The organism is Streptomyces sp. NPDC060027 (assembly GCF_042737005.1).
GTDB lineage: Bacteria > Actinomycetota > Actinomycetes > Streptomycetales > Streptomycetaceae > Streptomyces.
The window spans coordinates 19,659-39,565 of the sequence record NZ_JBHWVI010000042.1 but is presented as its reverse complement, the minus strand read 5'-3'; the positions used below and the strand labels follow the sequence as shown (position 1 = coordinate 39,565).

Here is a 19,907-nt window from a genome sequence, read left to right as displayed (position 1 = left end):
ACGAACGGAGCCCGGCCCCATGGGCGAGCAGCACACCGTGAAGTTCCCGCAAGAGGTCCTCGACGAGTACGCCGCGCTCGGCATCGATCTGCCCGCGCTGTTCTCCGCGGGCCACCTCGGCAACCGCATGGGCGTCCAGATCGTCGAAGCCTCCGCGGACCGCGTCGTGGGCACCATGCCCGTGGAGGGCAACACCCAGCCCTACGGCCTCCTGCACGGAGGAGCCTCCGCCGTCCTCGCCGAGACCATCGGCTCCGTCGGCGCCATGCTCCACGGCGGCATCACCAAGATCGCCGTCGGCGTCGACCTGAACTGCACCCACCACCGCGGCGTCCGCTCCGGCCTCGTCACCGGCGTCGCCACCCCCGTCCACCGCGGCCGCACCTCGGCGACGTACGAGATCGCCATCACCGACGAGGACGGCAAGCGCGTCTGCAGCGCGCGCCTCACCTGCATCCTCAAGGACGCACCCCAGAGCTGACACCCGGGGACCCGGCCGCACCCCTCCGGGGCGCCCCGGGGCCTCACCGGACCTCCGAGGGGCCCTCAAGGGCCGTCTGAGGGCCCCTCGGGCGGCGGGAACACACGGGGCCCGCCCAGGAGCGTCCGCCTCCCGGGCGCCCAGCTCCCGGACGACCAGCCGGGGAAGCCCGGCCCCGGCACATCCCAACCCCGGCAGCCCTCGACCTCGGGGCCCCCCTCGGGAGCCCGGCCTCGGGAGCCCGGCCTCGGGAGCCCGGCCTCAAGAGCCTGGCCCTAAGAACCCGGCCTCAGGCACCCAACTCCCCAGCCCGCGCCGACCATTGGCGGAGTCACGTCCTCCGGGCCGGCGTGAGACATGACCGGCTTCGGGCCCGTCGAGCCGCACCACCCCGACGAAGCCGACGGCCCCACCAGAACGCCCCGCCGACCCGCCGAGAGCGAACCCCGCACACCTCGACGCCCGTTGGTCCGCACTCCCGCGCTCGCACCGACGCCCCGCCCAGGCTCCGATCATCATCGCGACCGCAACGGCCGCCCACCTCACCCCGAGCCCCGCCCACCCGGGCCCTTGTCCGCGTCCCGCCGGTGCCACCGCCCTCGGCCACAAGGGCCGCGACCCCGGGCCCGCCTCCTTCCGCTTCGAGGTCGACGTCGCCCCGCGGCATCCCCGTGACGGCCCACCAAGTGGGCGCCTGACCAACCCAGTTGAGCGCCATCACCGCGCCCCGGCTGCCACTGACAGTAAGGGCCGGAAATCTCCGCATGATCACGGCACGTAGCTCCGTATACGAGTGCGCCGCCCCACCGCGCGCCATCGAGCTCCCCCGCCTCGACCTGCTCATCAGCAACAAGACAGCACAGCAACAGCAAAGCTTTCACTTCGGCGGCACCTGCCCACGCGACCCGTGGACCGACCTGCGCGCCCGCCGCTTCCCCAACCCGCCCTCTCCCACACCCACTTCACCCGGACAAGACACCCACGACCGCCTCACGCGGCGGTAACAGTCGGTTACCTCTGCTGTAACGAAGCAATGCCCACGCCGCGAGGGGCCCCGCACCACGCCCCCCGCGCCGCGCCTCCACGGCGCCGCACCCCCGGCTTCCGCTCTCCGCCACGAACCCGGATCAGGGCGTTCTCACCATGCGAACACACAACCGTCTGCGACCAGCACACCGAAATGCTCCGATCGTCCGCCCCACACGCCCGGGGGGCTCCCCCGCATAACAAGAGCGTCACAGCCTTCCCTACGCTCCTCCCCACTCCCCCTACCTGCGCTTATAGTCACGGCCAGTCACCGCGCCGCCGGGCGCGTCACTGCACGGCCCTGCTTCATCCAGTACGGCCCGGCGAGACACACGGCCCCCACCCTGGGGTGCCGCGCCAGGGAGAGGATTCAACGTGCGACAGCGTTCCATGGTCATACTCACCGCCGTGCTCACAACGGGAGCACTCACGCTGACCGCCTGCGGCTCGCGCGACGACAGCGGCGACAGCAAGGGCGACAAGAAGACCGAGATCATCATCGGCGTCGACGCCCCGCTGACCGGTCAGAACTCCGCCACCGGCCTCGGCATCCAGGGCGGCGTCCAGATCGCCGTGGACGACGCCAACAAGAACAACACCGTTCCCGGTGTGACCTTCAAGGTCAAGGCGCTCGACGACAAGGCCATCCCGGCCTCCGGCCAGGCGAACGCCACCCAGCTCGTCCAGAACGACAAGGTCCTCGGCGTCGTCGGCCCGCTGAACTCCGGCGTCGCCACCCAGATGCAGCAGGTCTTCGACACCGCCGGCCTGGTCGAGATCTCGCCGTCCAACACGGCCCCCGAGCTCACCCAGGGCAAGAACTGGCAGACCGAGAAGACCCGCCCGTTCAAGACCTACTTCCGCACCGCCACCACCGACGCCCTCCAGGGCGGCTTCGCGGCCGACTACGCCTACAACACGCTGAAGAAGCGCAAGGTGTACGTGGTCGACGACAAGCAGACCTACGGCGCCGGCCTCGCCAAGCTCTTCAAGGCCGGCTTCACCAAGGCCGGCGGCAAGGTCGCGGGCGAGGACCACGTCAACACCGGCGACACGGACTTCTCGTCCCTCGTCACCAAGATCAAGAACGCCAAGGCCGACCTCGTCTACTACGGTGGCCAGTACGACGAGTCGGAGAAGCTCACCAAGCAGCTCAAGGACGGCGGAGTCAAGGTCCCGCTGTTCGGCGGTGACGGCATGTTCACCCCGACCTACATCGAGACCGCCGGCAAGACCTCCGAGGGCGACCTCGTCACCTCGGTCGGCCAGCCCGTCGACTCCCTGCCCTCGGCCGCCGACTTCATCAAGAAGTACAAGGCCTCCGGCCTCAAGGGCGACTACGGCACCTACGGTGGCTACTCCTACGACGCCGCCACGGCCATCATCAAGGCCATCGGCAACGTCGTGAAGGACGGCAAGATCCCGGACGGCGCCCGCGCCAAGATCGTCGCCGAGGTCCAGAAGACCAAGTTCGACGGCATCGCCGGCCCCGTCTCCTTCGACGAGTACGGCGACACCAACAACAAGCAGCTCACCGTCTACCAGGTCGTCGACGGCAAGTGGAAGGCCGTCAAGAGCGGCACGGCCAAGGGCTGATCCGCACCACCCGGGCCACTCCGGCGGACAGGTCCGAATCCAGGCACGGCGCCCCAGCGGCACCGCACGCCCGGACCGTCCGCCGGACAGGCCCTCAGCACAACCTCAGGGCCGCGCGGCCACGACCACACGTCACCGCGCGGCCCGCTTCATACGCCCTGCTCAATTCTCCCCACCACATGGAGGCCATGCGGTGAACACCCTGCCGCAGCAGCTGGCCAACGGGCTGTTCCTCGGCTCGATGTACGGGCTGATCGCCATCGGCTACACGATGGTGTACGGCATCGTCCAGCTCATCAACTTCGCCCACGGCGAGATCTTCATGACCGGCGGCTTCGGCGCACTCACGGTCTACCTCTACGTTCTGCCAAACGGCACATCCATGTGGATAGCCCTCCCAGCGATGCTGATAGGCGGCGGAATCGTCTCCGTCCTCATCGCCGTCGGGGCCGAACGCTTCGCCTACCGACCACTGCGCGGTGCGCCACGCCTCGCTCCCCTCATCACCGCCATCGGCCTGTCCCTCGCCCTGCAGCAGGTCGTCTTCAACGGGTACCCGGACGCCAAGACCGACATCACGTTCCCGCAGCTCCCCTTCGGGCCCCTGCACATCGGCTCCGTCAGCATCCAGAGCGGCAGCGTCTTCGTCATCATCGCCGCCCCCCTCTGCATGGCGGCCCTCGCCCTGTTCGTCAGCCTCTCCCGCACCGGCCGCGCCATGCAGGCCACCGCGCAGGACCCTGACACCGCACAGCTCATGGGCATCGACACCAACCGCATCATCGTCATCGCCTTCGCCATCGGCGGCTTCTTCGCCGCCGTCGCCGCCGTCGCCTACGGCCTGCGCTACGGCACGGTGAAGTACGACATGGGCTTCCAGATGGGCCTCAAGGCCTTCACCGCGGCCGTCCTCGGCGGCATCGGCAACATCTACGGCGCCATGATCGGCGGCCTCGTCCTCGGCCTCGCCGAGACCATGGCCACCAGCTACATCGACGGCATCCCGGGCATGCAGCAGCTCGGCGGCGGCGGCTGGTCCTCCGTCTGGGCCTTCGTACTCCTCATCCTCGTACTGCTGTTCAGGCCACAAGGCCTAGTCGGCGAACGCGTCGCGGACAGGGCGTGAGCACCATGGCAACCACCGAGACCACCACCGAGCGCGGCCTGATCGCACTCCCCGAGAGCGCCGCCCGCGCCCTCATCGCCTTCGGCGCCATCGCCACCATCGCCAGCACGTTCATGTCCTGGACCTACACGTCCGAATTCCCCGGGGACCTCACCTACTACGGCTCCCCGGCCGGACTCCAGATCCTCGCCCTCGTCGCCGGCGCCCTCACCCTCCTCTACGCCCTGACCCTCTGGAACGTCCGCGGACTCAACTGGCTCAACCCGGCGGGCGCCACCCAGCCCGTCGTCCTCGCCGCCACCTCCGCGTTCGCCGTCAGCTGGTTCAGCGCGATCGCCATCGCCGTCGACCTCAAGGGCCTCGTCGCACTCGACCCCGGCGCCTACGTCGCCGCCGTCGGCTCCCTGATCGCCCTCCTCGGCACCCTGGCACTCCCCAAGCCCGGTGACACCTTCAAGGACTACGTCACCAAGCCCGACCTCATCCCCCCGGCCGCCAAAATGGCCGGCTGGGGCGAGCGCCTCGTCATCACCGGCGCCACCGCCTTCGCGCTGATCGTCTTCACCTACGGCATCGGTGTCGACCCCGACGCAAGCGAAACGTTCCTGGGCTATCTGCTCCTCGTCGTCTTCGGCACCTGGGCCCTGCTCACCGCCGGACTCTTCGACCGCTTCGCCCAACTGAACGCCCGCCACAAGGGATTCGCCACCACCATGGCGTTCCTCGCCGCGGCGGTCTTCCCCTTCGTCGAGAGCAACGAGCACAACGCCAACCTCGGCGTGAACATCCTCGTCGTCGGAACCGTCGCCCTCGGCCTCAACATCGTCGTCGGCCTCACCGGACTCCTCGACCTCGGATACGTCGCCTTCCTCGGCGTCGGCGCCTACGCCGCAGCCCTCGTATCCGGCTCCGAGTTCTCCCGCTTCGCCGGCGTCCAGTTCCCCTTCTGGGCCGCCATGCTCACCGGCATGGCCGCGTCGCTCGTCTTCGGCGTCCTCATCGGCGCCCCCACCCTGCGACTGCGCGGCGACTACCTCGCCATCGTGACCCTGGGCTTCGGAGAGATCTTCCGCATCGCCGTCAACAACATGGACGGCGTCTCCGGACCCAACATCACCAACGGCCCCAACGGCATCTCCATGATCCCCGACCTCGACATCCTCGGGTTCAACTTCGGTGCCGCACACGCCATCGGTGGCATCACCCTCGGCCGCTTCGCGAACTACTTCCTGCTGATGCTGCTCATCACCGGACTCGTCGTCGTCGTGTTCAACCGCGCCGCCGACTCCCGGATCGGCCGCTCCTGGATCGCCATCCGCGAGGACGAGACCGCCGCCACCGCCATGGGCATCAACGGCTTCCGCGTGAAGCTCATCGCCTTCGCCCTCGGCGCCTCCCTCGCCGGCCTCGCCGGCACGGTCAGCGCCCACGTCGGCTACAGCGTCAACCCGGCCCCGTACCAGTTCGCCGGCTCCGTGCCCCCGAACTCCGCGTTCCTCCTCGCCGCGGTCGTCCTCGGCGGCATGGGTACCGTCAACGGACCCATCCTCGGCGCCACCCTGCTCTACCTCCTCCCCGAGAAGCTCAGCTTCCTCAAGGAGTACGAGCTCCTCGCCTTCGGCATCGCGCTCGTCATCCTGATGCGCTTCCGCCCCGAAGGCATCATCGCCAACCGTCGCAACCAGCTCGAGTTCCACGAGAGCGACGACAGCGACAAGACCGTCCACATCCCCGAACAAGGCCTGCCCGACTCCACCGTCGGCGTCACCAAGGCAGGGGCGTAACCAACATGACCACCACCACAGCCCCCAGCCCCGTCCTCGAAGCCACCGGCGTCACCATGCGCTTCGGCGGCCTCACCGCCGTACGCAACGTCGACCTCACCGTCAACGCCGGAGAGATCGTCGGCCTCATCGGCCCCAACGGCGCGGGCAAGACCACCTTCTTCAACTGCCTCACCGGTCTCTACGTCCCCACCGAGGGCAAGGTCGCCTACAAGGGCACGGTGCTGCCCCCGAAGCCGCACCTGGTCACCAGCGCCGGCATCGCCCGCACCTTCCAGAACATCCGGCTCTTCGCCAACATGACCGTCCTGGAAAACGTGCTCGTCGGACGCCACACCCGCACCAAGGAAGGCCTTTGGTCCGCCCTCCTCCGCGGCCCCGGCTTCCGCAAGGCGGAGGCGGCCTCCCGCGAACGCGCCATGGAACTGCTGGAGTTCATCGGCCTCGCCCACAAGGCCGACCACCTCTCCCGCAACCTCCCCTACGGCGAACAGCGCAAGCTGGAGATCGCGCGAGCCATGGCGAGCGAGCCGGGCCTCCTCCTCCTGGACGAGCCCACCGCCGGCATGAACCCCCAGGAAACCCGCGCGACCGAAGAACTCGTCTTCGCCATCCGCGACCGGGGCATCGCCGTCCTCGTCATCGAGCACGACATGCGCTTCATCTTCAACCTGTCCGACCGCGTGGCCTGCCTCGTCCAGGGCGAAAAGCTCGTCGAGGGAACGTCCGACGTCGTCCAGGGCGACGAGCGCGTCATCGCCGCCTACCTCGGCACCCCCTTCGAGGGCGCCCCCGGCGAAGAAGAACTCGCCGAGGTCGAAGCCGCCGAAGCCGCGGGAGCGGCCAAAGCCACCGAGACCCCCGTCGCGGTGACCACGGACACCGAGGAAGCCGCCGACGCCGAGGACACGGCGGAAGCCACCCCGGCCGAGGAAGCCGAAGAGACCCCGGAAACCGCGGAAACCGAGGAAGCCCCCGAGGACGCAGGAACAGCCGACGCCCCCGAGGCCGACGACTCCGCCGCCCCCGAAGCCTCCACGACACCCGCCGCGTCCGACGACTCCGACGCACAGGGCAGCAGCACCAGCAAGGAAGGAAACGCCCAGTGACCGCACTGCTCGAGGTCGAAGACCTCAAGGTCGCCTACGGCAAGATCGAAGCCGTCAAGGGCATCTCCTTCACCGTCGAAGCCGGCCAGATCGTCACCCTCATCGGCACCAACGGCGCCGGCAAGACGACGACCCTGCGCACCCTCTCCGGGCTCCTCAAGCCCAGCGGAGGCCGCATCCTCTTCGACGGCCAGCCCCTGGCCAACGTCCCCGCCCACAAGATCGTCGCCCTCGGACTCGCGCACTCCCCCGAGGGACGCCACATCTTCCCCCGCCTCACCATCACGGAGAACCTCCAGCTCGGAGCGTTCCTCCGCACCGACAAGGCGGGCATCGAGAAGGACATCCAGCGCGCCTACGACCTCTTCCCCATCCTGGGAGAACGCCGTAAGCAGGCCGCAGGCACCCTCTCCGGCGGCGAACAGCAGATGCTCGCCATGGGACGCGCCCTCATGTCCCAGCCCAAACTGCTCATGCTCGACGAACCCTCCATGGGCCTCTCGCCGATCATGATGCAGAAGATCCTCGCCACCATCGCCGAACTCAAGGCGTCCGGCACGACCATCCTGCTCGTCGAGCAGAACGCCCAGGCGGCGCTCTCCCTCGCCGACCAGGCACACGTCATGGAGGTCGGCAGCATCGTCCTCTCCGGCACCGGCCAGGACCTGCTCCACGACGAGTCCGTCCGCAAGGCGTACCTCGGCGAGGACTGACACTCCCCCGCGACCCCACCCGTCGCACGAAAAGGCCCGCACCTCCGTCAGGGGTGCGGGCCTCTTCCGTCCTCTCATCCGCGGACACGACGCGGATGAGAGCTCTTCGACACTCTCTTCGACAGGGCGCGGAACTAGCCCTTCGACGCCTTCTTCTCCTCGGCGTCCTCGATGACCGCCTCCGCGACCTGCTGCATCGACATACGACGGTCCATCGACGTCTTCTGGATCCACCGGAACGCCGCCGGCTCCGTCAGGCCGTACTCCGTCTGCAGAACCGACTTCGCACGGTCCACCAGCTTGCGCGTCTCCAGACGCTGCGTGAGATCCGCGATCTCACCCTCCAGCGCCTTCAGCTCCGCGAACCGGGACACCGCCATCTCGATCGCCGGCACCACGTCGCTCTTGCTGAACGGCTTCACCAGGTACGCCATCGCGCCCGCGTCACGGGCCCGCTCGACCAGGTCGCGCTGCGAGAACGCGGTCAGCATCAGCACCGGGGCGATCGACTCCTCGGCGATCTTCTCCGCCGCCGAGATGCCGTCCAGCTTCGGCATCTTCACATCGAGGATCACCAGGTCCGGCTTGTGCTCCCGGGCCAGCTCGACGGCCTGCTCACCGTCACCCGCCTCACCTACGACGGTGTAGCCCTCTTCCTCGAGCATCTCTTTGAGGTCGAGGCGGATCAGCGCCTCGTCCTCGGCGATGACGACACGGGTCGTCAGCGGAGGCACGTGCGACTTGTCGTCGTCGGGCGCGTCTACGGGCTGGGGCGACTCGGGGGCGGTCACGGGGGCTCCTCGTTCAGGGCGGGGTACTGCTCCCAAGAGCCTACCTAGCTGCGGTAAGGTGAGGGCACGGCGGGTGATCGCTACTCTCTGTTTCAGAGGAAGCCCCGGTAGCCCAGCGGTAGAGGCAATGGATTCAAAACCCATACAGCGTCGGTTCGAATCCGACTCGGGGTACTTTTCCTTGGATGCCAAGGTTGCTAGATGAAAGCGGATGTTCCCATTCTGGTGAACATCCGCTTTTTGCTGCGTGTCGCACCCGAACTGTCCACAGAGTGGCCATATGTACGACATGGGCACACGCAAGCGAGCACTGGCACTCGTTGCACAGGGGCGCAGTCTCAACTCGGTGAGCAAGGAGACCGGCGCCTCCCGAGCCGCGATCCGTTCCTGGCAGTCACGTATCGAGCCTCTGAGCGGAAACCGCTCACGACCATGCCCCAGGTGTCGCGTCACCCCTGAATCACCGGATGATCCTGCCGCGTACGCCTATCTACTGGGGCTCTACTTAGGAGACGGCTGCATCAGCGCCTCGCGGCGAGGTGTCCATTTCCTGCGCATCGCGTGTGCCGACGCGTGGCCCGGGCTCATCGAGGCCTGCGCGTCGGCGATGCAACTCATACGCCCCGACAACAAAATCCTCCGCGTCCGGAGCCAGGGCTGCCAGTACGTCACCTGCTCCAGCAAGCACTGGCCCTGCCTGTTCCCTCAGCACGGCCCCGGCAAGAAGCACGACCGCAAGATCGCTCTCGAACCCTGGCAACGGCGAATCGTCGATGCCCACCCTTGGGAATTCATCCGGGGGCTCATCCACTCGGACGGCTGCCGCATCACCAACTGGACGACGCGCCTCGTCGCCGGGGAAACGAAGCGCTACGAGTACCCCCGGTACTTCTTCACCAACAAGTCGTCCGACATCATGCGCCTCTTCACCGACACCCTCGACGCGGTCGGCGTCGACTGGAAACAGCCGAACTCCCGCAACATCTCCATCGCCCGCAAAGCCTCAGTAGCCCTCATGGACGCCCACGTGGGCCCCAAGTACTGACCGGCGACGGAGGAGGCACCTCCACCTGCTACTTGGGGCTGTCGTCCTCGCCGATGTGGTGGACGCGGACCAGGTTCGTGGAGCCGGTGACTCCGGGCGGGGAGCCGGCGGTGATCACGACGATGTCGCCCTTGGCGCAGCGGCCGTATTTGAGGAGGAGTTCGTCGACCTGGTCGACCATGGCGTCGGTGGAGTCGACGTGGGGGCCGAGGAAGGTTTCGACGCCCCAGGTGAGGTTGAGTTGGGAGCGGGTGGCGGGGGTGGGGGTGAAGGCGAGGAGGGGGATCGGGGAGCGATAGCGGGAGAGGCGGCGGACGGTGTCGCCGGACTGGGTGAAGGCGACGAGGAATTTGGCGCCGAGGAAGTCGCCCATTTCGGCTGCGGCGCGGGCGACGGCTCCGCCCTGGGTGCGGGGCTTGTTGCGTTCGGTCAGGGGCGGGAGGCCCTTGGCGAGGATGTCTTCTTCCGCCGCTTCGACGATGCGGGACATCGTCCTGACGGTTTCGATGGGGTATTTGCCGACGCTGGTTTCGCCGGAGAGCATGACGGCGTCGGTGCCGTCGATGACGGCGTTGGCGACGTCGGAGGCTTCGGCGCGGGTGGGGCGGGAGTTGTCGATCATCGAGTCGAGCATCTGGGTGGCGACGATGACCGGCTTGGCGTTGCGCTTGGCGAGTTTGATGGCGCGCTTCTGGACGATCGGGACCTGTTCCAGAGGCATTTCGACGCCGAGGTCGCCGCGGGCGACCATGATGCCGTCGAAGGCGGCGACGATGTCGTCGATGTTGTCGACGGCCTGGGGCTTTTCGACTTTGGCGATGACGGGGAGGCGGCGGCCTTCTTCGTCCATGATGCGGTGGACCGCGTCGATGTCCTTGCCGCTTCTGACGAAGGAGAGGGCGATGACGTCGAAGCCGGTGCGCAGGGCCCAGCGGAGGTCTTCTTCGTCCTTTTCGGAGAGGGCGGGGACGGAGACGGCGACGCCGGGGAGGTTGAGGCCTTTGTGGTCGGAGACCATGCCGCCTTCGATGACGGTGGTGTGGACGCGGGGTCCGTCGACGGTGGTGACTTCGAGGCAGACTTTGCCGTCGTCGACGAGGATGCGTTCACCGGGAGTGACGTCCGTTGCCAGTCCGTCGTAGGTGGTTCCGCAGGTCTGGCGGTCGCCTTCGGCGCCTTCTTCGACGGTGATGGTGAAGGTGTCTCCGCGTTCAAGGAGTACGGGGCCTTCGGTGAAGTGGCCGAGTCGGATCTTCGGGCCTTGAAGGTCGGCGAGGATGCCGACGCTGTGGCCGGTCTCGTCGGAGGCCTTTCGTACGTGCCGGTAGCGCTCCTCGTGTTCGGCGTGGGTGCCGTGGCTGAGGTTGAAGCGGGCTACGTCCATTCCGGCTTCGACCAGGGCTTTGATCTGGTCGTACGAGTCGGTGGCGGGGCCCAAGGTACAGACGATCTTTGCTCGGCGCATGGTTCGAGCCTAGGCCTTACCGGTCGGTAGAGAATTGGTCGCGCATGACTACTCAACAACCTTTGCGTGAAGGGTTATTGACAACTGTTGAATTGTGCGCCGGGGTGCTCTGATGAGCGGGGGGCGGCTCCCCGGGGCGCTTGGGTGCGTTCATCTGTCCGGTTTCTGTCCAGTATCCGTCGGTAGTGCGGTGGGTGCGTGGCAGAGCCGGCCGGTGACTTTCCGTGATTCTTCCGTGCGTGGCTAGAGCCGGGGTGGGGCCATGGTGAAGCGGGCGTTGACCTGGGCGTGGACGTGCTGGCGTTGGGGTTCGAGGTCGAGGGGGGCGGGTTCGTCCTCGGTGGGGCCGCCGCCGTAGGCGGATCTGCGCGTGGAGCGGGTGGACTGGGCGGCGAGGGCGTAGGGGTGGGTGTCCTCGGCGCCGATGTCGGCGAGTTCGACGAGGGCGGTGAGGGTGGTGTCGAGGGCTTCGGCGTATTCGCGGGCGCGTTGGACGGCTTCGCGGACGGCTTGCCGGCGGGCGTCGCGGTGGGCGGGTGAGTCGGGGCGGAGGGCCCACCAGGGGCCGTCGACCTGGGTGAGGTCGAGGTCGGCGAGGGCGGTGGTGAGTTCGCCGAGTGCGGTGAAGTCGGTGAGTTCGGCGTTGATGTGGACGTGTCCGTGGTAGGTGCGGACGCGTTCGCCGCGGCCGTGCCGGCCGAGTTCGGGGCTGATGGTGAAGGCGCCGGTTTCGAGGCGTTCGACGGCGTCGCCGTAGGTTTTGACGAGGTCGAGGGCGAGGGTGTTGCGGCGGGTGAGGTCGGCGAGGGCTTCGCGGCGGTCCTTGCCGCGGGCGCTGATGGAGATGCCGATGCGGGCGATCTCGGGGTCGACTTCGAGGTGGGCCTCGCCGCGGACGGCGATGCGGGGGGTGTCGGGGGTGCCGTAGGGGACGGCGGGTGGGGTCTGTTGCGTGGCTGGTTCGGGTCGGGTGTCGGGGGTGGGGGTGAAATCGGGATCCGAGTTGGGGGTCATACGTCCCACTCTGTCACTGGGCGGGGTGTGTGTGGTGCCGTCAGGTCATCAAATGGAAACCTCCTGGGCCTGTTGCGGGGGCCGGTGTTGGGGTCAGAATCTACGCGCGTCATTGACCTTTCCCGAGGAGTTCCAGACATGCCGTTGAACCGCCGCAAGTTCCTGAAGAAGTCCGCCGTGACGGGTGCGGGGGTGGCGCTCGCGGGTGCGGGCGCGGCTCCGGCGGCGCACGCCGCGGAGGCGAAGGGTGGTGCCAAGCCGGTGAAGCGGTACTCGTTGACGGTGCTGGGCACGACCGACCTGCACGGGCATGTCTTCAACTGGGACTACTTCAAGGACGCGGAGTACTCGGACAAGGCGGGCAACGCGCAGGGTCTGGCGCGGATCTCGACGCTGGTGAACAAGATCCGTGAGGAGAAGGGGCGTTGCAACACGCTGCTGCTCGACGCGGGTGACACGATCCAGGGCACGCCGCTGACGTACTACTACGCGAAGGTGGATCCGATCACCGCGAAGGGTGGTCCGGTGCACCCGATGGCGCAGGCGATGAACGCGATCGGCTACGACGCGGTGGCGCTCGGGAACCACGAGTTCAACTACGGCATCGAGACGCTGCGGAAGTTCGAGTCGCAGTGTCGTTTCCCGCTGTTGGGTGCGAACGCGCTGGACGCGAAGACGCTGAAGCCGGCGTTCCCTCCGTACTTCATCAAGAAGTTCCATGTCCATGGTGCGCCGCCGGTGAAGGTGGCGGTGCTGGGTCTGACGAACCCGGGTATCGCGATCTGGGACAAGGCGTATGTGCAGGGCAAGTTGACGTTCCCGGGGCTGGAGGAGCAGGCGGCGAAGTGGGTGCCGAAGCTGCGGTCGATGGGTGCGGACGTGGTGGTCGTGTCGGCGCATTCCGGTTCGTCGGGGACGTCGTCGTACGGTGACCAGTTGCCGTATGTGGAGAACTCGGCGGCGCTGGTGGCGCAGCAGGTGCCGGGGATCGACGCGATCCTGGTGGGTCACGCGCATCTGGAGATCCCGGAGCTGAAGGTCACGAACACGGCGTCGGGGAAGACGGTCGTGCTGTCGGAGCCGCTGGCGTACGCGGAGCGGTTGTCGGTGTTCGACTTCCAGTTGGTCTTCGAGAAGGGGCGCTGGACGGTCGAGTCGGTGGCTGCGTCGGTGCGTAACACGAACTCGGTGGCGGACGACCCGAAGATCACGCGGCTGCTGAAGGACGAGCACGACGTGGTGGTGGCGTACGTCAACCAGGTGGTCGGTACGGCGACGGAGACGTTGACGACGGTGGAGGCGCGTTACAAGGACGCTCCGATCATCGATCTGATCACCAAGGTGCAGGAGGACGTGGTCAAGGCTGCGCTGGTGGGGACGCAGTACGCGTCGCTGCCGGTGATCGCGCAGGCGTCGCCGTTCTCGCGGACGTCGGAGATCCCGGCGGGGGATGTGACGATCCGGGATCTGTCGAGCCTGTACGTGTACGACAACACGCTGGTGGCGAAGGTGATGACGGGTGCGCAGGTGCGGGCGTACCTGGAGTACTCGGCGAACTACTTCGTGCGGACGGCCGCGGGTGCGGTGATCGACACGGAGAAGCTGACGAACGCGAACAATCGTCCGGACTACAACTACGACTATGTATCGGGGCTGCGGTACGACATCGACATCGCGCAGGCCGAGGGTTCGCGGATCAAGAATCTGTCGTACAACGGTGTCGCGCTGGACGATGCGCAGCAGTTCGTGTTCGCGGTGAACAACTACCGTGCCAACGGTGGCGGTGCGTTCCCGCATGTGGCTTCGGCGACCGAGGTGTGGTCGGAGTCGACGGAGATCCGGACGCGGATCGCGGAGTGGGTGACGGCGAAGGGTTCGCTGGACCCGAAGGAGTTCGCGTCGGTGGACTGGAAGCTGACGCGTGACGGTACGCCCGTGTTCTAGGGCGGGCGGGGTTGGGTTGACGGCGTCGGCGCGGGTTTCTCGCGTCGGCGCCGTCGGCGTTGGGGCCCGCGTTGTGCTGCCGCTGTCACCTGCCCTCGACGAGGGGGATGAGGGGGACGAGGGGGGTGAGTGTCCGGGTTTCCTGGCCCTGGCGGGCGGAGGGGATGCGGGGGGTCAGTTCCAGGCCGAAGGTGGTGAAGGCCGTTCGGCCGGGGAGGGGGTAGGGGTCTTTGCCGGTGAGGGAGTTGAGGATGGTGGCGCTGCGCCAGGCGGCGAGGCCGAGGTCGGGGGCGCCGACGCCGTGGGTGTGGAGTTCGGCGTTCTGGACGTAGACGCGGCCGGTGACGGAGGGGTCGAGCATCAGGCGGAACTGATCGTCGATGCTGGGGCGTTGGGCCTGGTCGCGGCGGAGGTAGGGGTCGAGTCCGGTGAGGAGCGGGGCGATGGGGCGTTCACGGTAGCCGGTGGCGAGGACGACGGCGTCGGTGGTGAGGCGGGTGCGGGTGCCCTGTTGGCCGTGTTCGAGGTGGAGTTCGACTTTGGTGGTGGCGACGCGTCCGGCGGTGCGGACGGTGACGGCGGGGGTGAGGACGGCGTCGGGCCAGCCGCCGTGCAGGGTGCGGCGGTAGAGCTCGTCGTGGATGGCGGCGATGGTGTCGGCGTCGATGCCTTTGTGGAGTTGCCATTGGGCGGCGACGAGCCGGTCGCGGACGGGTTCGGTGAGGGCGTGGAAGTAGCGGGTGTAGTCGGGGGTGAAGTGTTCGAGGCCGAGTTTGGAGTACTCCATCGGGGCGAACGCTTCGGTGCGGGCGAGCCAGTGGATGTTCTCGTGTCCGGTGGGGCGGTTGCGCAGGAGGTCGAGGAAGACTTCGGCGCCTGACTGTCCGGCGCCGATGACGGTGATGTGTTCGGCGGTGAGGAACTGCTCGCGGTGTTTGAGGTAGTCGGCGGCGTGGATGACGGGTACGCCGGGGGCTTCGACGAGGGGTTTGAGTGGTTCGGGGATGTGGGGGGCGGTGCCGACGCCGAGGACGATGTTGCGGGTGTAGGTGCGGCCGAGGGCCTGGGCTTCGCCGTCGGTGTCGAGTTCGGTGAAGTCGACTTCGAAGAGCTGGTGTTCGGGGTTCCAGCGGACGGCGTCGGCCTGGTGTCCGAAGCGGAGTCCGGGGAGGTTGTCGGCGACCCAGCGGCAGTAGGCGTCGTATTCGGTGCGCTGGATGTGGAAGCGCTCGGCGAAGTAGAACGGGAAGAGGCGGTCGCGGTCCTTGAGGTAGTTGAGGAAGGACCAGGGGCTCTTGGGGTCGGCGAGGGTCACCAGGTCGGCGAGGAAGGGGACTTGGAGGGTGGCGCCGTCGATGAGGAGGCCGGGGTGCCAGTCGAAGCCGGGGCGTTGTTCGTAGAAGACGGTGTCGAGTTCGGTGAGGGGCTGGGCGAGGGCGGCGAGGGAGAGGTTGAAGGGGCCGATGCCGATGCCCACCAGGTCGCGGGGTGTTTCGGCGGCGGGGCGCTGGGGGTGGGGCGTCGGGCTCATCGGGGGGTGTGTCCTTCCACCAGTTTCAGGAGCGTGGCCAGGTCGCCGGGCCGGGTGTGGGGGTTGAGGAGGGTGGCTTTGAGCCAGCGGCGGCCGTCGACGGTGGCGCGGCCGAGGACGGCGCGGCCTTCGTTCAGGAGGGTGCGGCGTACGGCGGCGACGGTGTCGTCGGTGGCGTCGGTGGGCCGGAACAGGACGGTGCTGATGACCGGCCGGTCGTAGAGCTCGAAGCCGGGGTGGGCGGCGGTGAGGTCGGCGAGTTCGTGGGCGTGGGCGCAGACCTGGTCGACGAGGGCGCCGATGCCGTGCCGTCCGAGGGTTTTGAGGGTGACGGCGATCTTGAGGATGTCGGGGCGTCGGGTGGTGCGCAGGGAGCGGCCGAGCAGGTCGGGCAGGCCGGCTTCGGTGTCGTCGTCGGCGTTGAGGTAGTCGGCTCGGTGTCCGAGGGTGGTGAGGTCGGCGGGGTCGCGGACGGCGAGGAGTCCGGCGGCGACGGGCTGCCAGCCGAGTTTGTGCAGGTCGAGGGTGACGGTGTCGGCGCGGGCGAGTCCGTCGAGTTTGGTGCGGTGCCGGTCGCTGAAGAGGAGGCCTCCGCCGTAGGCGGCGTCGATGTGGAGGCGGGCGCCGTGGGTGGCGCAGAGGTCGGCGATGTCGGGCAGGGGGTCGATGAGTCCGGCGTCGGTGGTGCCGGCGGTGGCGGCGACGAGGAGGGGGCCGTGGAGGTGGGTGAGGGCGCTGTCGAGGGCGGCGGGGTCGAGGGTGCCGGCGGGGGCGGGGACGACGACGGGTTCGGGGAGGCCGAGGAGCCAGGCGGCGCGGTGGAGGGAGTGGTGGGCGTTGGCTCCGTGGACGAGTTGGACGGTGCCGTGTTTCTCGCGGGCGAGGAGGAGGGCGAGTTGGTTGGACTCGGTGCCGCCGGTGGTGACGAGGGCGTCGCTGTCGGTGCCGTGGACCTCGTGGGCGAGGGTCCGGGTGAGGAGTGCTTCGAGTTCGGAGGCGGCGGGGGCCTGGTCCCAGGAGTCGAGGGAGGGGTTGAGGGCGGAGGCGGCGAGGTCGGCGGCGGTGGCGACGGCGAGGGGTGGGCAGTGCAGGTGGGCGGCGCACAGGGGGTCGGCGGGGTCGGCTGCGCCTTCGGCGAGGGCGCGTACGAGGGTGTGCAGGGCGTCGTCGCTGCCGTGCTGGGGCAGGAGGTCGCCGGCGGCGTCGCGGAGGCGCCGGGCGACCTGTTCGGGCCCTCCGGCGGGGAGGGGTCCGCCGCGTGCGGCGGTGCCTTGGGTGAGCGCGTCGAGGACGGTGTCGAGCAGGGGCCGCAGTGCGTGGGGGCCTTGGGGGCCTGAGGCGAGGGGCGGCGTGCTCATGGGTGTCCTCCGGTGGACGCGCGGCGGGGTACGTCCCCGGCGTCTACGCGTTTTGGGCAGGTGTGCCCGCCAAGGACAACGATTCGGCCCCCTGTGGGGGTACTGCCGTACGGAGGAATTGTGGGGACGGGCGGGTGTGCCGGGCCCTGTCGCAGGGGGCGTTCGGGCTGGTCGGGCCTGAACGCCCGTGTACGCGAACGCCGGAGGGGCTGGGGTCAGCCTCTCCGGCGTTCGAGGAGCGGGGTTCGGGGCAGAACCGGGGACCCCTGGGGTCAGACCTCCCCTGAGGTCAGGCCTCCCCCTCGGGTCAGGCCTCCCCCTCGGGTCAGGCCTCCCCTGGGGTCTGGGCCTCCCTCACCCGCAAGGCCCGTGCGAGGTCGTCGAGTTGGTCGGCGAGTTTGCGGCGCAGGGCCGGGATGGGGTTGGCGTCGCTGAGGCAGGCCTCGCCGAGGGCGAGGGTCTCGGGGGAGACGGCGTGGGCGGGGAAGGCCCAGCGGCCGGCGGCTTCGGCGATGGCGGGTCCGCGCCGTCCGGCGACGGCGACGGCTTCGGGCCAGTAGCGCTCGACGTACGCGCGGACGAGGTCGGTCTGTTCGGGCTGCCAGAAGCCCTGGGCGGTGGCGGTGAACAGGTAGTTGGAGAGGTCGTCGGTGGCGAACATCGCGTCCCAGGCGGCGCGCTTGGCCTGCGGGTCGGGCAGTGCGGCACGGCAGCGGGCGGCGCCTTCCTGGCCGGTGGCGCTGGGGTCCTGGACGAGTTCGGCGTCGATCACGGCGTCGTCGACGGCGCCGAGGACGGAGAGCCGACCGAGGATGCGCCAGCGCAGCTCGGGGTCGAGCTCGGGGCCGCCGGGGACGGTGCCCTCGGAGAACCAGGCGCTGATGGTGTCGGGGTGGGCGGCGACGTCGATGAAGTGGCGTACGGCGGTGAGGCGCAGGCCGGGGTGGGAGCCGTCCTCGGTGCGGCGGATGAGGTCGCGGCACAGGGCGGTGAGGGTGGCGAGGGCGGTGGGGCGTTCCTCGGGGCGCAGGAACCGGTCGGCGACGTGGAGGGTCGCGAAGGACAGGACGCCTTGGACGAGGGCGAGGTCGGTCTCGTGCGGCAGGTGGGTACGGGCGGCTTCGATGTAGGCCATGGCGGGGAGTTCGCCGTCGCGTACGGCGTCGCGCAGGGCGTTCCAGACGACGGCCCGGGTGAGGGGGTCGGGGAGGCCGGAGAGGGCGGCTCGTACGGTCTGGAAGGACCTGGTGTCGAAGCGGACCTTGGCGTAGGAGAGGTCGCCGTCGTTGAGGAGGAGCAGGTCGGGGCGGCGGCCGGGGCGGGGATCCGCGGGGTCGGCCTGGGGGACGTCGAGTTCGAAGCGGTCGCGCAGGACCAGGCGGTCGCTCTCGCCGGGGACGGTGTCGTACGCGCCGGCGGCGATGCGGTGGGGGCGGCTGCCCTCGTGGTCGAAGGTGAGCTGCCATTGGCCGTCGGCTTCGGTGATCGCGGGCCTGAGGGTGTCGACGCCGGTGGTGCGCAGCCAGGCGTCGGCCCAGGCGTGTACGTCGCGTTCGGTGGCGGAGGCGAGGTTGTCGATGAAGTCGGCGAGGGTGGCGTTGCCGAACTTGTGGCGGGCGAAGTGGGTGTTGATGCCGGCGAGGAAGTCCTTCTCGCCGAGCCAGGCGACGAGTTGGCGCAGGGCGGAGGCGCCCTTGGCGTAGGAGATGCCGTCGAAGTTGAGCATGGCGGACGCGGTGTCGGGGACCGAGTCGGGGTCGGGGGCGACGGGGTGGGTGGAGGGGCGCTGGTCGGCGTCGTAGCCCCAGGACTTGCGGGCGACGCCGAAGTCGACCCAGGTGTCCGTGAAGCGGGTGGCTTCGGTGAGGGTCTGGTAGCCCATGTACTCGGCGAAGGACTCGTTGAGCCAGATGTCGTCCCACCAGCGCAGGGTGACGAGGTCGCCGAACCACATGTGGGCCATTTCGTGGGCGATGACCATGGCGCGGGTCTGGCGTTCGGTGTCGGTGACGGCGGAGCGGTAGATGAACTCGTCGCGGAAGGTGACGAGTCCGGGGTTCTCCATGGCGCCGGCGTTGAATTCGGGGACGAACGCCTGGTCGTAGGAGTCGAAGGGGTAGGGCTCGTCGAACTTCTCGTGGTAGCGGTCGTAGCAGGCGCGGGTGACGTCGAGGATCTCGTCGGCGTCGGCGTCGAGGTACGGGGCGAGGGAGCGGCGGCAGTGGAGGCCGAAGGGGAGGCCGCGGTGCTCGGTGCGTACGGAGTGCCAGGGGCCGGCGGCGACGGCGACGAGGTAGGTGGAGATGAGGGGGGTCGGCGCGGCCTTCCAGTGGCCGTGTCCGAGGTGTTCGGTGACGCCGTTGGCGAGGACGGTCCAGCCTTCGGGTGCGGTGACGGTCAGCTCGAAGACGGACTTGAGGTCGGGCTGGTCGAAGGCGGCGAAGACGCGCTGGACGTCTTCCATGAAGAGCTGGGTGTAGAGGTAGGTCTCGCCGTCGGTGGGGTCGGTGAAGCGGTGCATGCCCTCCCCGGTGCGGGAGTAGCGCATGCGCGCGTCGACGCGCAGCTCGTGCTCGCCGGCGGTGAGGCCCTTGAGGGGCAGCCGGTTCTCGTCGAGGGTCTCGGGGTCGAGGGGCCGGCCGTCGAGGGTGACGGAGCGCAGTTCGACGGGCTTCAGTTCGACGAAGGTGTCCGCGGCGGCGCGGGTGGTGAACCGGATGACGGTGAGGGAGTCGAAGGTCTCGTCCCCTCCGGTCACGTCGAGTTCGATCCCGTAGTGGTGGACATCGAGGAGCTTGGCACGGGTCTGCGCTTCGTCGCGCGTCAGTACGGACATGAGCACATGCTGCCCGATGCGGCAGACGGGACACAGTGGTGGCCCGGTATGCGCGCTTTGTCGCTTCCTGGTCACAGGCTGCGGTCAC

15 protein-coding genes and 1 tRNA gene are annotated in these 19,907 nt (G+C 68.8%); 10 read left to right on the top strand and 6 right to left on the bottom strand.

Annotation, left to right across the window (positions count from 1 at the left end):
- Positions 1–19: 19 nt before the first annotated feature.
- The 7 genes from ACFWBT_RS13830 to ACFWBT_RS13800 all read left to right on the top strand — a co-directional run bounded on the left by ACFWBT_RS13830 (position 20) and on the right by ACFWBT_RS13800 (position 7,835).
- A complete protein-coding gene (locus ACFWBT_RS13830; protein WP_385699340.1) occupies positions 20–481 on the top strand; it encodes a PaaI family thioesterase in 462 nt (153 codons plus the stop codon).
- A gap of 764 nt (positions 482–1,245) precedes the next feature.
- The gene (locus tag ACFWBT_RS13825) at positions 1,246–1,485 is read left to right on the top strand and encodes a hypothetical protein (protein WP_385699337.1); all 240 of its coding nucleotides are present in this window, start codon (positions 1,246–1,248) and stop codon (positions 1,483–1,485) included.
- Between the two features lie 412 nt (positions 1,486–1,897).
- Positions 1,898–3,103, top strand: coding sequence for a branched-chain amino acid ABC transporter substrate-binding protein (locus ACFWBT_RS13820; protein ID WP_385699366.1), 1,206 nt, complete (start codon positions 1,898–1,900; stop codon positions 3,101–3,103).
- 193 nt (positions 3,104–3,296) lie between these two features.
- Positions 3,297–4,229 (top strand): branched-chain amino acid ABC transporter permease, encoded by a 933-nt coding sequence (locus tag ACFWBT_RS13815; RefSeq protein ID WP_266757596.1) that lies wholly within the window; start codon positions 3,297–3,299, stop codon positions 4,227–4,229.
- Between the two features lie 5 nt (positions 4,230–4,234).
- The gene (locus ACFWBT_RS13810) at positions 4,235–6,013 is read left to right on the top strand and encodes a branched-chain amino acid ABC transporter permease (RefSeq protein WP_385699363.1); all 1,779 of its coding nucleotides are present in this window, start codon (positions 4,235–4,237) and stop codon (positions 6,011–6,013) included.
- A gap of 5 nt (positions 6,014–6,018) precedes the next feature.
- Entirely contained in the window at positions 6,019–7,122 is a 1,104-nt protein-coding gene (locus tag ACFWBT_RS13805) for an ABC transporter ATP-binding protein (protein ID WP_385699335.1), read from the top strand.
- The gene (locus tag ACFWBT_RS13800) at positions 7,119–7,835 is read left to right on the top strand and encodes an ABC transporter ATP-binding protein (RefSeq protein WP_266757602.1); all 717 of its coding nucleotides are present in this window, start codon (positions 7,119–7,121) and stop codon (positions 7,833–7,835) included. Before ACFWBT_RS13805 ends, ACFWBT_RS13800 begins: the two co-directional genes overlap by 4 nt.
- Positions 7,836–7,969: 134 nt before the next feature.
- Here the strand turns inward: ACFWBT_RS13800 and ACFWBT_RS13795 are convergent, their stop codons facing one another.
- The gene (locus ACFWBT_RS13795) at positions 7,970–8,626 is read right to left on the bottom strand and encodes an ANTAR domain-containing response regulator (RefSeq protein ID WP_266757604.1); all 657 of its coding nucleotides are present in this window, start codon (positions 8,624–8,626) and stop codon (positions 7,970–7,972) included.
- A gap of 101 nt (positions 8,627–8,727) precedes the next feature.
- Between ACFWBT_RS13795 and ACFWBT_RS13790 the strand changes: the two genes are divergently transcribed.
- A tRNA-Leu gene (locus ACFWBT_RS13790) sits at positions 8,728–8,800 on the top strand.
- A 106-nt stretch (positions 8,801–8,906) separates the two neighbouring features.
- Positions 8,907–9,671 (top strand): transcriptional regulator, encoded by a 765-nt coding sequence (locus ACFWBT_RS13785; protein WP_385699331.1) that lies wholly within the window; start codon positions 8,907–8,909, stop codon positions 9,669–9,671.
- 28 nt (positions 9,672–9,699) lie between these two features.
- Here ACFWBT_RS13785 and pyk read toward each other — a convergent pair whose 3' ends face one another.
- Both pyk and ACFWBT_RS13775 read right to left on the bottom strand, forming a co-directional pair.
- Positions 9,700–11,136 (bottom strand): pyruvate kinase, encoded by a 1,437-nt coding sequence (gene pyk, locus ACFWBT_RS13780; RefSeq protein WP_385699329.1) that lies wholly within the window; start codon positions 11,134–11,136, stop codon positions 9,700–9,702.
- Between the two features lie 243 nt (positions 11,137–11,379).
- The gene (locus ACFWBT_RS13775) at positions 11,380–12,150 is read right to left on the bottom strand and encodes an SIMPL domain-containing protein (protein WP_385699326.1); all 771 of its coding nucleotides are present in this window, start codon (positions 12,148–12,150) and stop codon (positions 11,380–11,382) included.
- Between the two features lie 138 nt (positions 12,151–12,288).
- Here ACFWBT_RS13775 and ACFWBT_RS13770 point away from each other — a divergent pair, with 138 nt between their 5' ends.
- Positions 12,289–14,094 (top strand): bifunctional metallophosphatase/5'-nucleotidase, encoded by a 1,806-nt coding sequence (locus ACFWBT_RS13770; protein ID WP_385699323.1) that lies wholly within the window; start codon positions 12,289–12,291, stop codon positions 14,092–14,094.
- Between the two features lie 85 nt (positions 14,095–14,179).
- Here ACFWBT_RS13770 and ACFWBT_RS13765 read toward each other — a convergent pair whose 3' ends face one another.
- The 3 genes from ACFWBT_RS13765 to pepN form a co-directional block, all read right to left on the bottom strand.
- The gene (locus tag ACFWBT_RS13765) at positions 14,180–15,625 is read right to left on the bottom strand and encodes a lysine N(6)-hydroxylase/L-ornithine N(5)-oxygenase family protein (protein ID WP_385699320.1); all 1,446 of its coding nucleotides are present in this window, start codon (positions 15,623–15,625) and stop codon (positions 14,180–14,182) included.
- Positions 15,622–16,983, bottom strand: coding sequence for a pyridoxal phosphate-dependent decarboxylase family protein (locus tag ACFWBT_RS13760; protein ID WP_385699318.1), 1,362 nt, complete (start codon positions 16,981–16,983; stop codon positions 15,622–15,624). The genes ACFWBT_RS13765 and ACFWBT_RS13760 overlap by 4 nt, the downstream gene beginning before the upstream one ends.
- 325 nt (positions 16,984–17,308) lie before the next feature.
- Complete coding sequence (pepN, locus tag ACFWBT_RS13755; protein WP_385699315.1) at positions 17,309–19,819, bottom strand: aminopeptidase N; 2,511 nt, start codon at positions 19,817–19,819, stop codon at positions 17,309–17,311.
- Positions 19,820–19,907: the final 88 nt, after the last annotated feature.

What these genes read in the sequence shown, in the direction of transcription:
- ACFWBT_RS13830 (WP_385699340.1), top strand. Translation starts at nt 20, where the DNA reads ATGGGCGAGCAGCACACCGTGAAGTTCCCGCAAGAGGTCCTCGACGAG.
- ACFWBT_RS13825 (WP_385699337.1), top strand. Translation starts at nt 1,246, where the DNA reads ATGATCACGGCACGTAGCTCCGTATACGAGTGCGCCGCCCCACCGCGC.
- ACFWBT_RS13820 (WP_385699366.1), top strand. Translation starts at nt 1,898, where the DNA reads ATGGTCATACTCACCGCCGTGCTCACAACGGGAGCACTCACGCTGACC.
- ACFWBT_RS13810 (WP_385699363.1), top strand. Translation starts at nt 4,235, where the DNA reads ATGGCAACCACCGAGACCACCACCGAGCGCGGCCTGATCGCACTCCCC.
- ACFWBT_RS13805 (WP_385699335.1), top strand. Translation starts at nt 6,019, where the DNA reads ATGACCACCACCACAGCCCCCAGCCCCGTCCTCGAAGCCACCGGCGTC.
- ACFWBT_RS13785 (WP_385699331.1), top strand. Translation starts at nt 8,907, where the DNA reads ATGTACGACATGGGCACACGCAAGCGAGCACTGGCACTCGTTGCACAG.
- pyk (WP_385699329.1), bottom strand. Translation starts at nt 11,136, where the DNA reads ATGCGCCGAGCAAAGATCGTCTGTACCTTGGGCCCCGCCACCGACTCG.
- ACFWBT_RS13775 (WP_385699326.1), bottom strand. Translation starts at nt 12,150, where the DNA reads ATGACCCCCAACTCGGATCCCGATTTCACCCCCACCCCCGACACCCGA.
- ACFWBT_RS13770 (WP_385699323.1), top strand. Translation starts at nt 12,289, where the DNA reads ATGCCGTTGAACCGCCGCAAGTTCCTGAAGAAGTCCGCCGTGACGGGT.
- ACFWBT_RS13765 (WP_385699320.1), bottom strand. Translation starts at nt 15,625, where the DNA reads ATGAGCCCGACGCCCCACCCCCAGCGCCCCGCCGCCGAAACACCCCGC.
- ACFWBT_RS13760 (WP_385699318.1), bottom strand. Translation starts at nt 16,983, where the DNA reads ATGAGCACGCCGCCCCTCGCCTCAGGCCCCCAAGGCCCCCACGCACTG.
- pepN (WP_385699315.1), bottom strand. Translation starts at nt 19,819, where the DNA reads ATGTCCGTACTGACGCGCGACGAAGCGCAGACCCGTGCCAAGCTCCTC.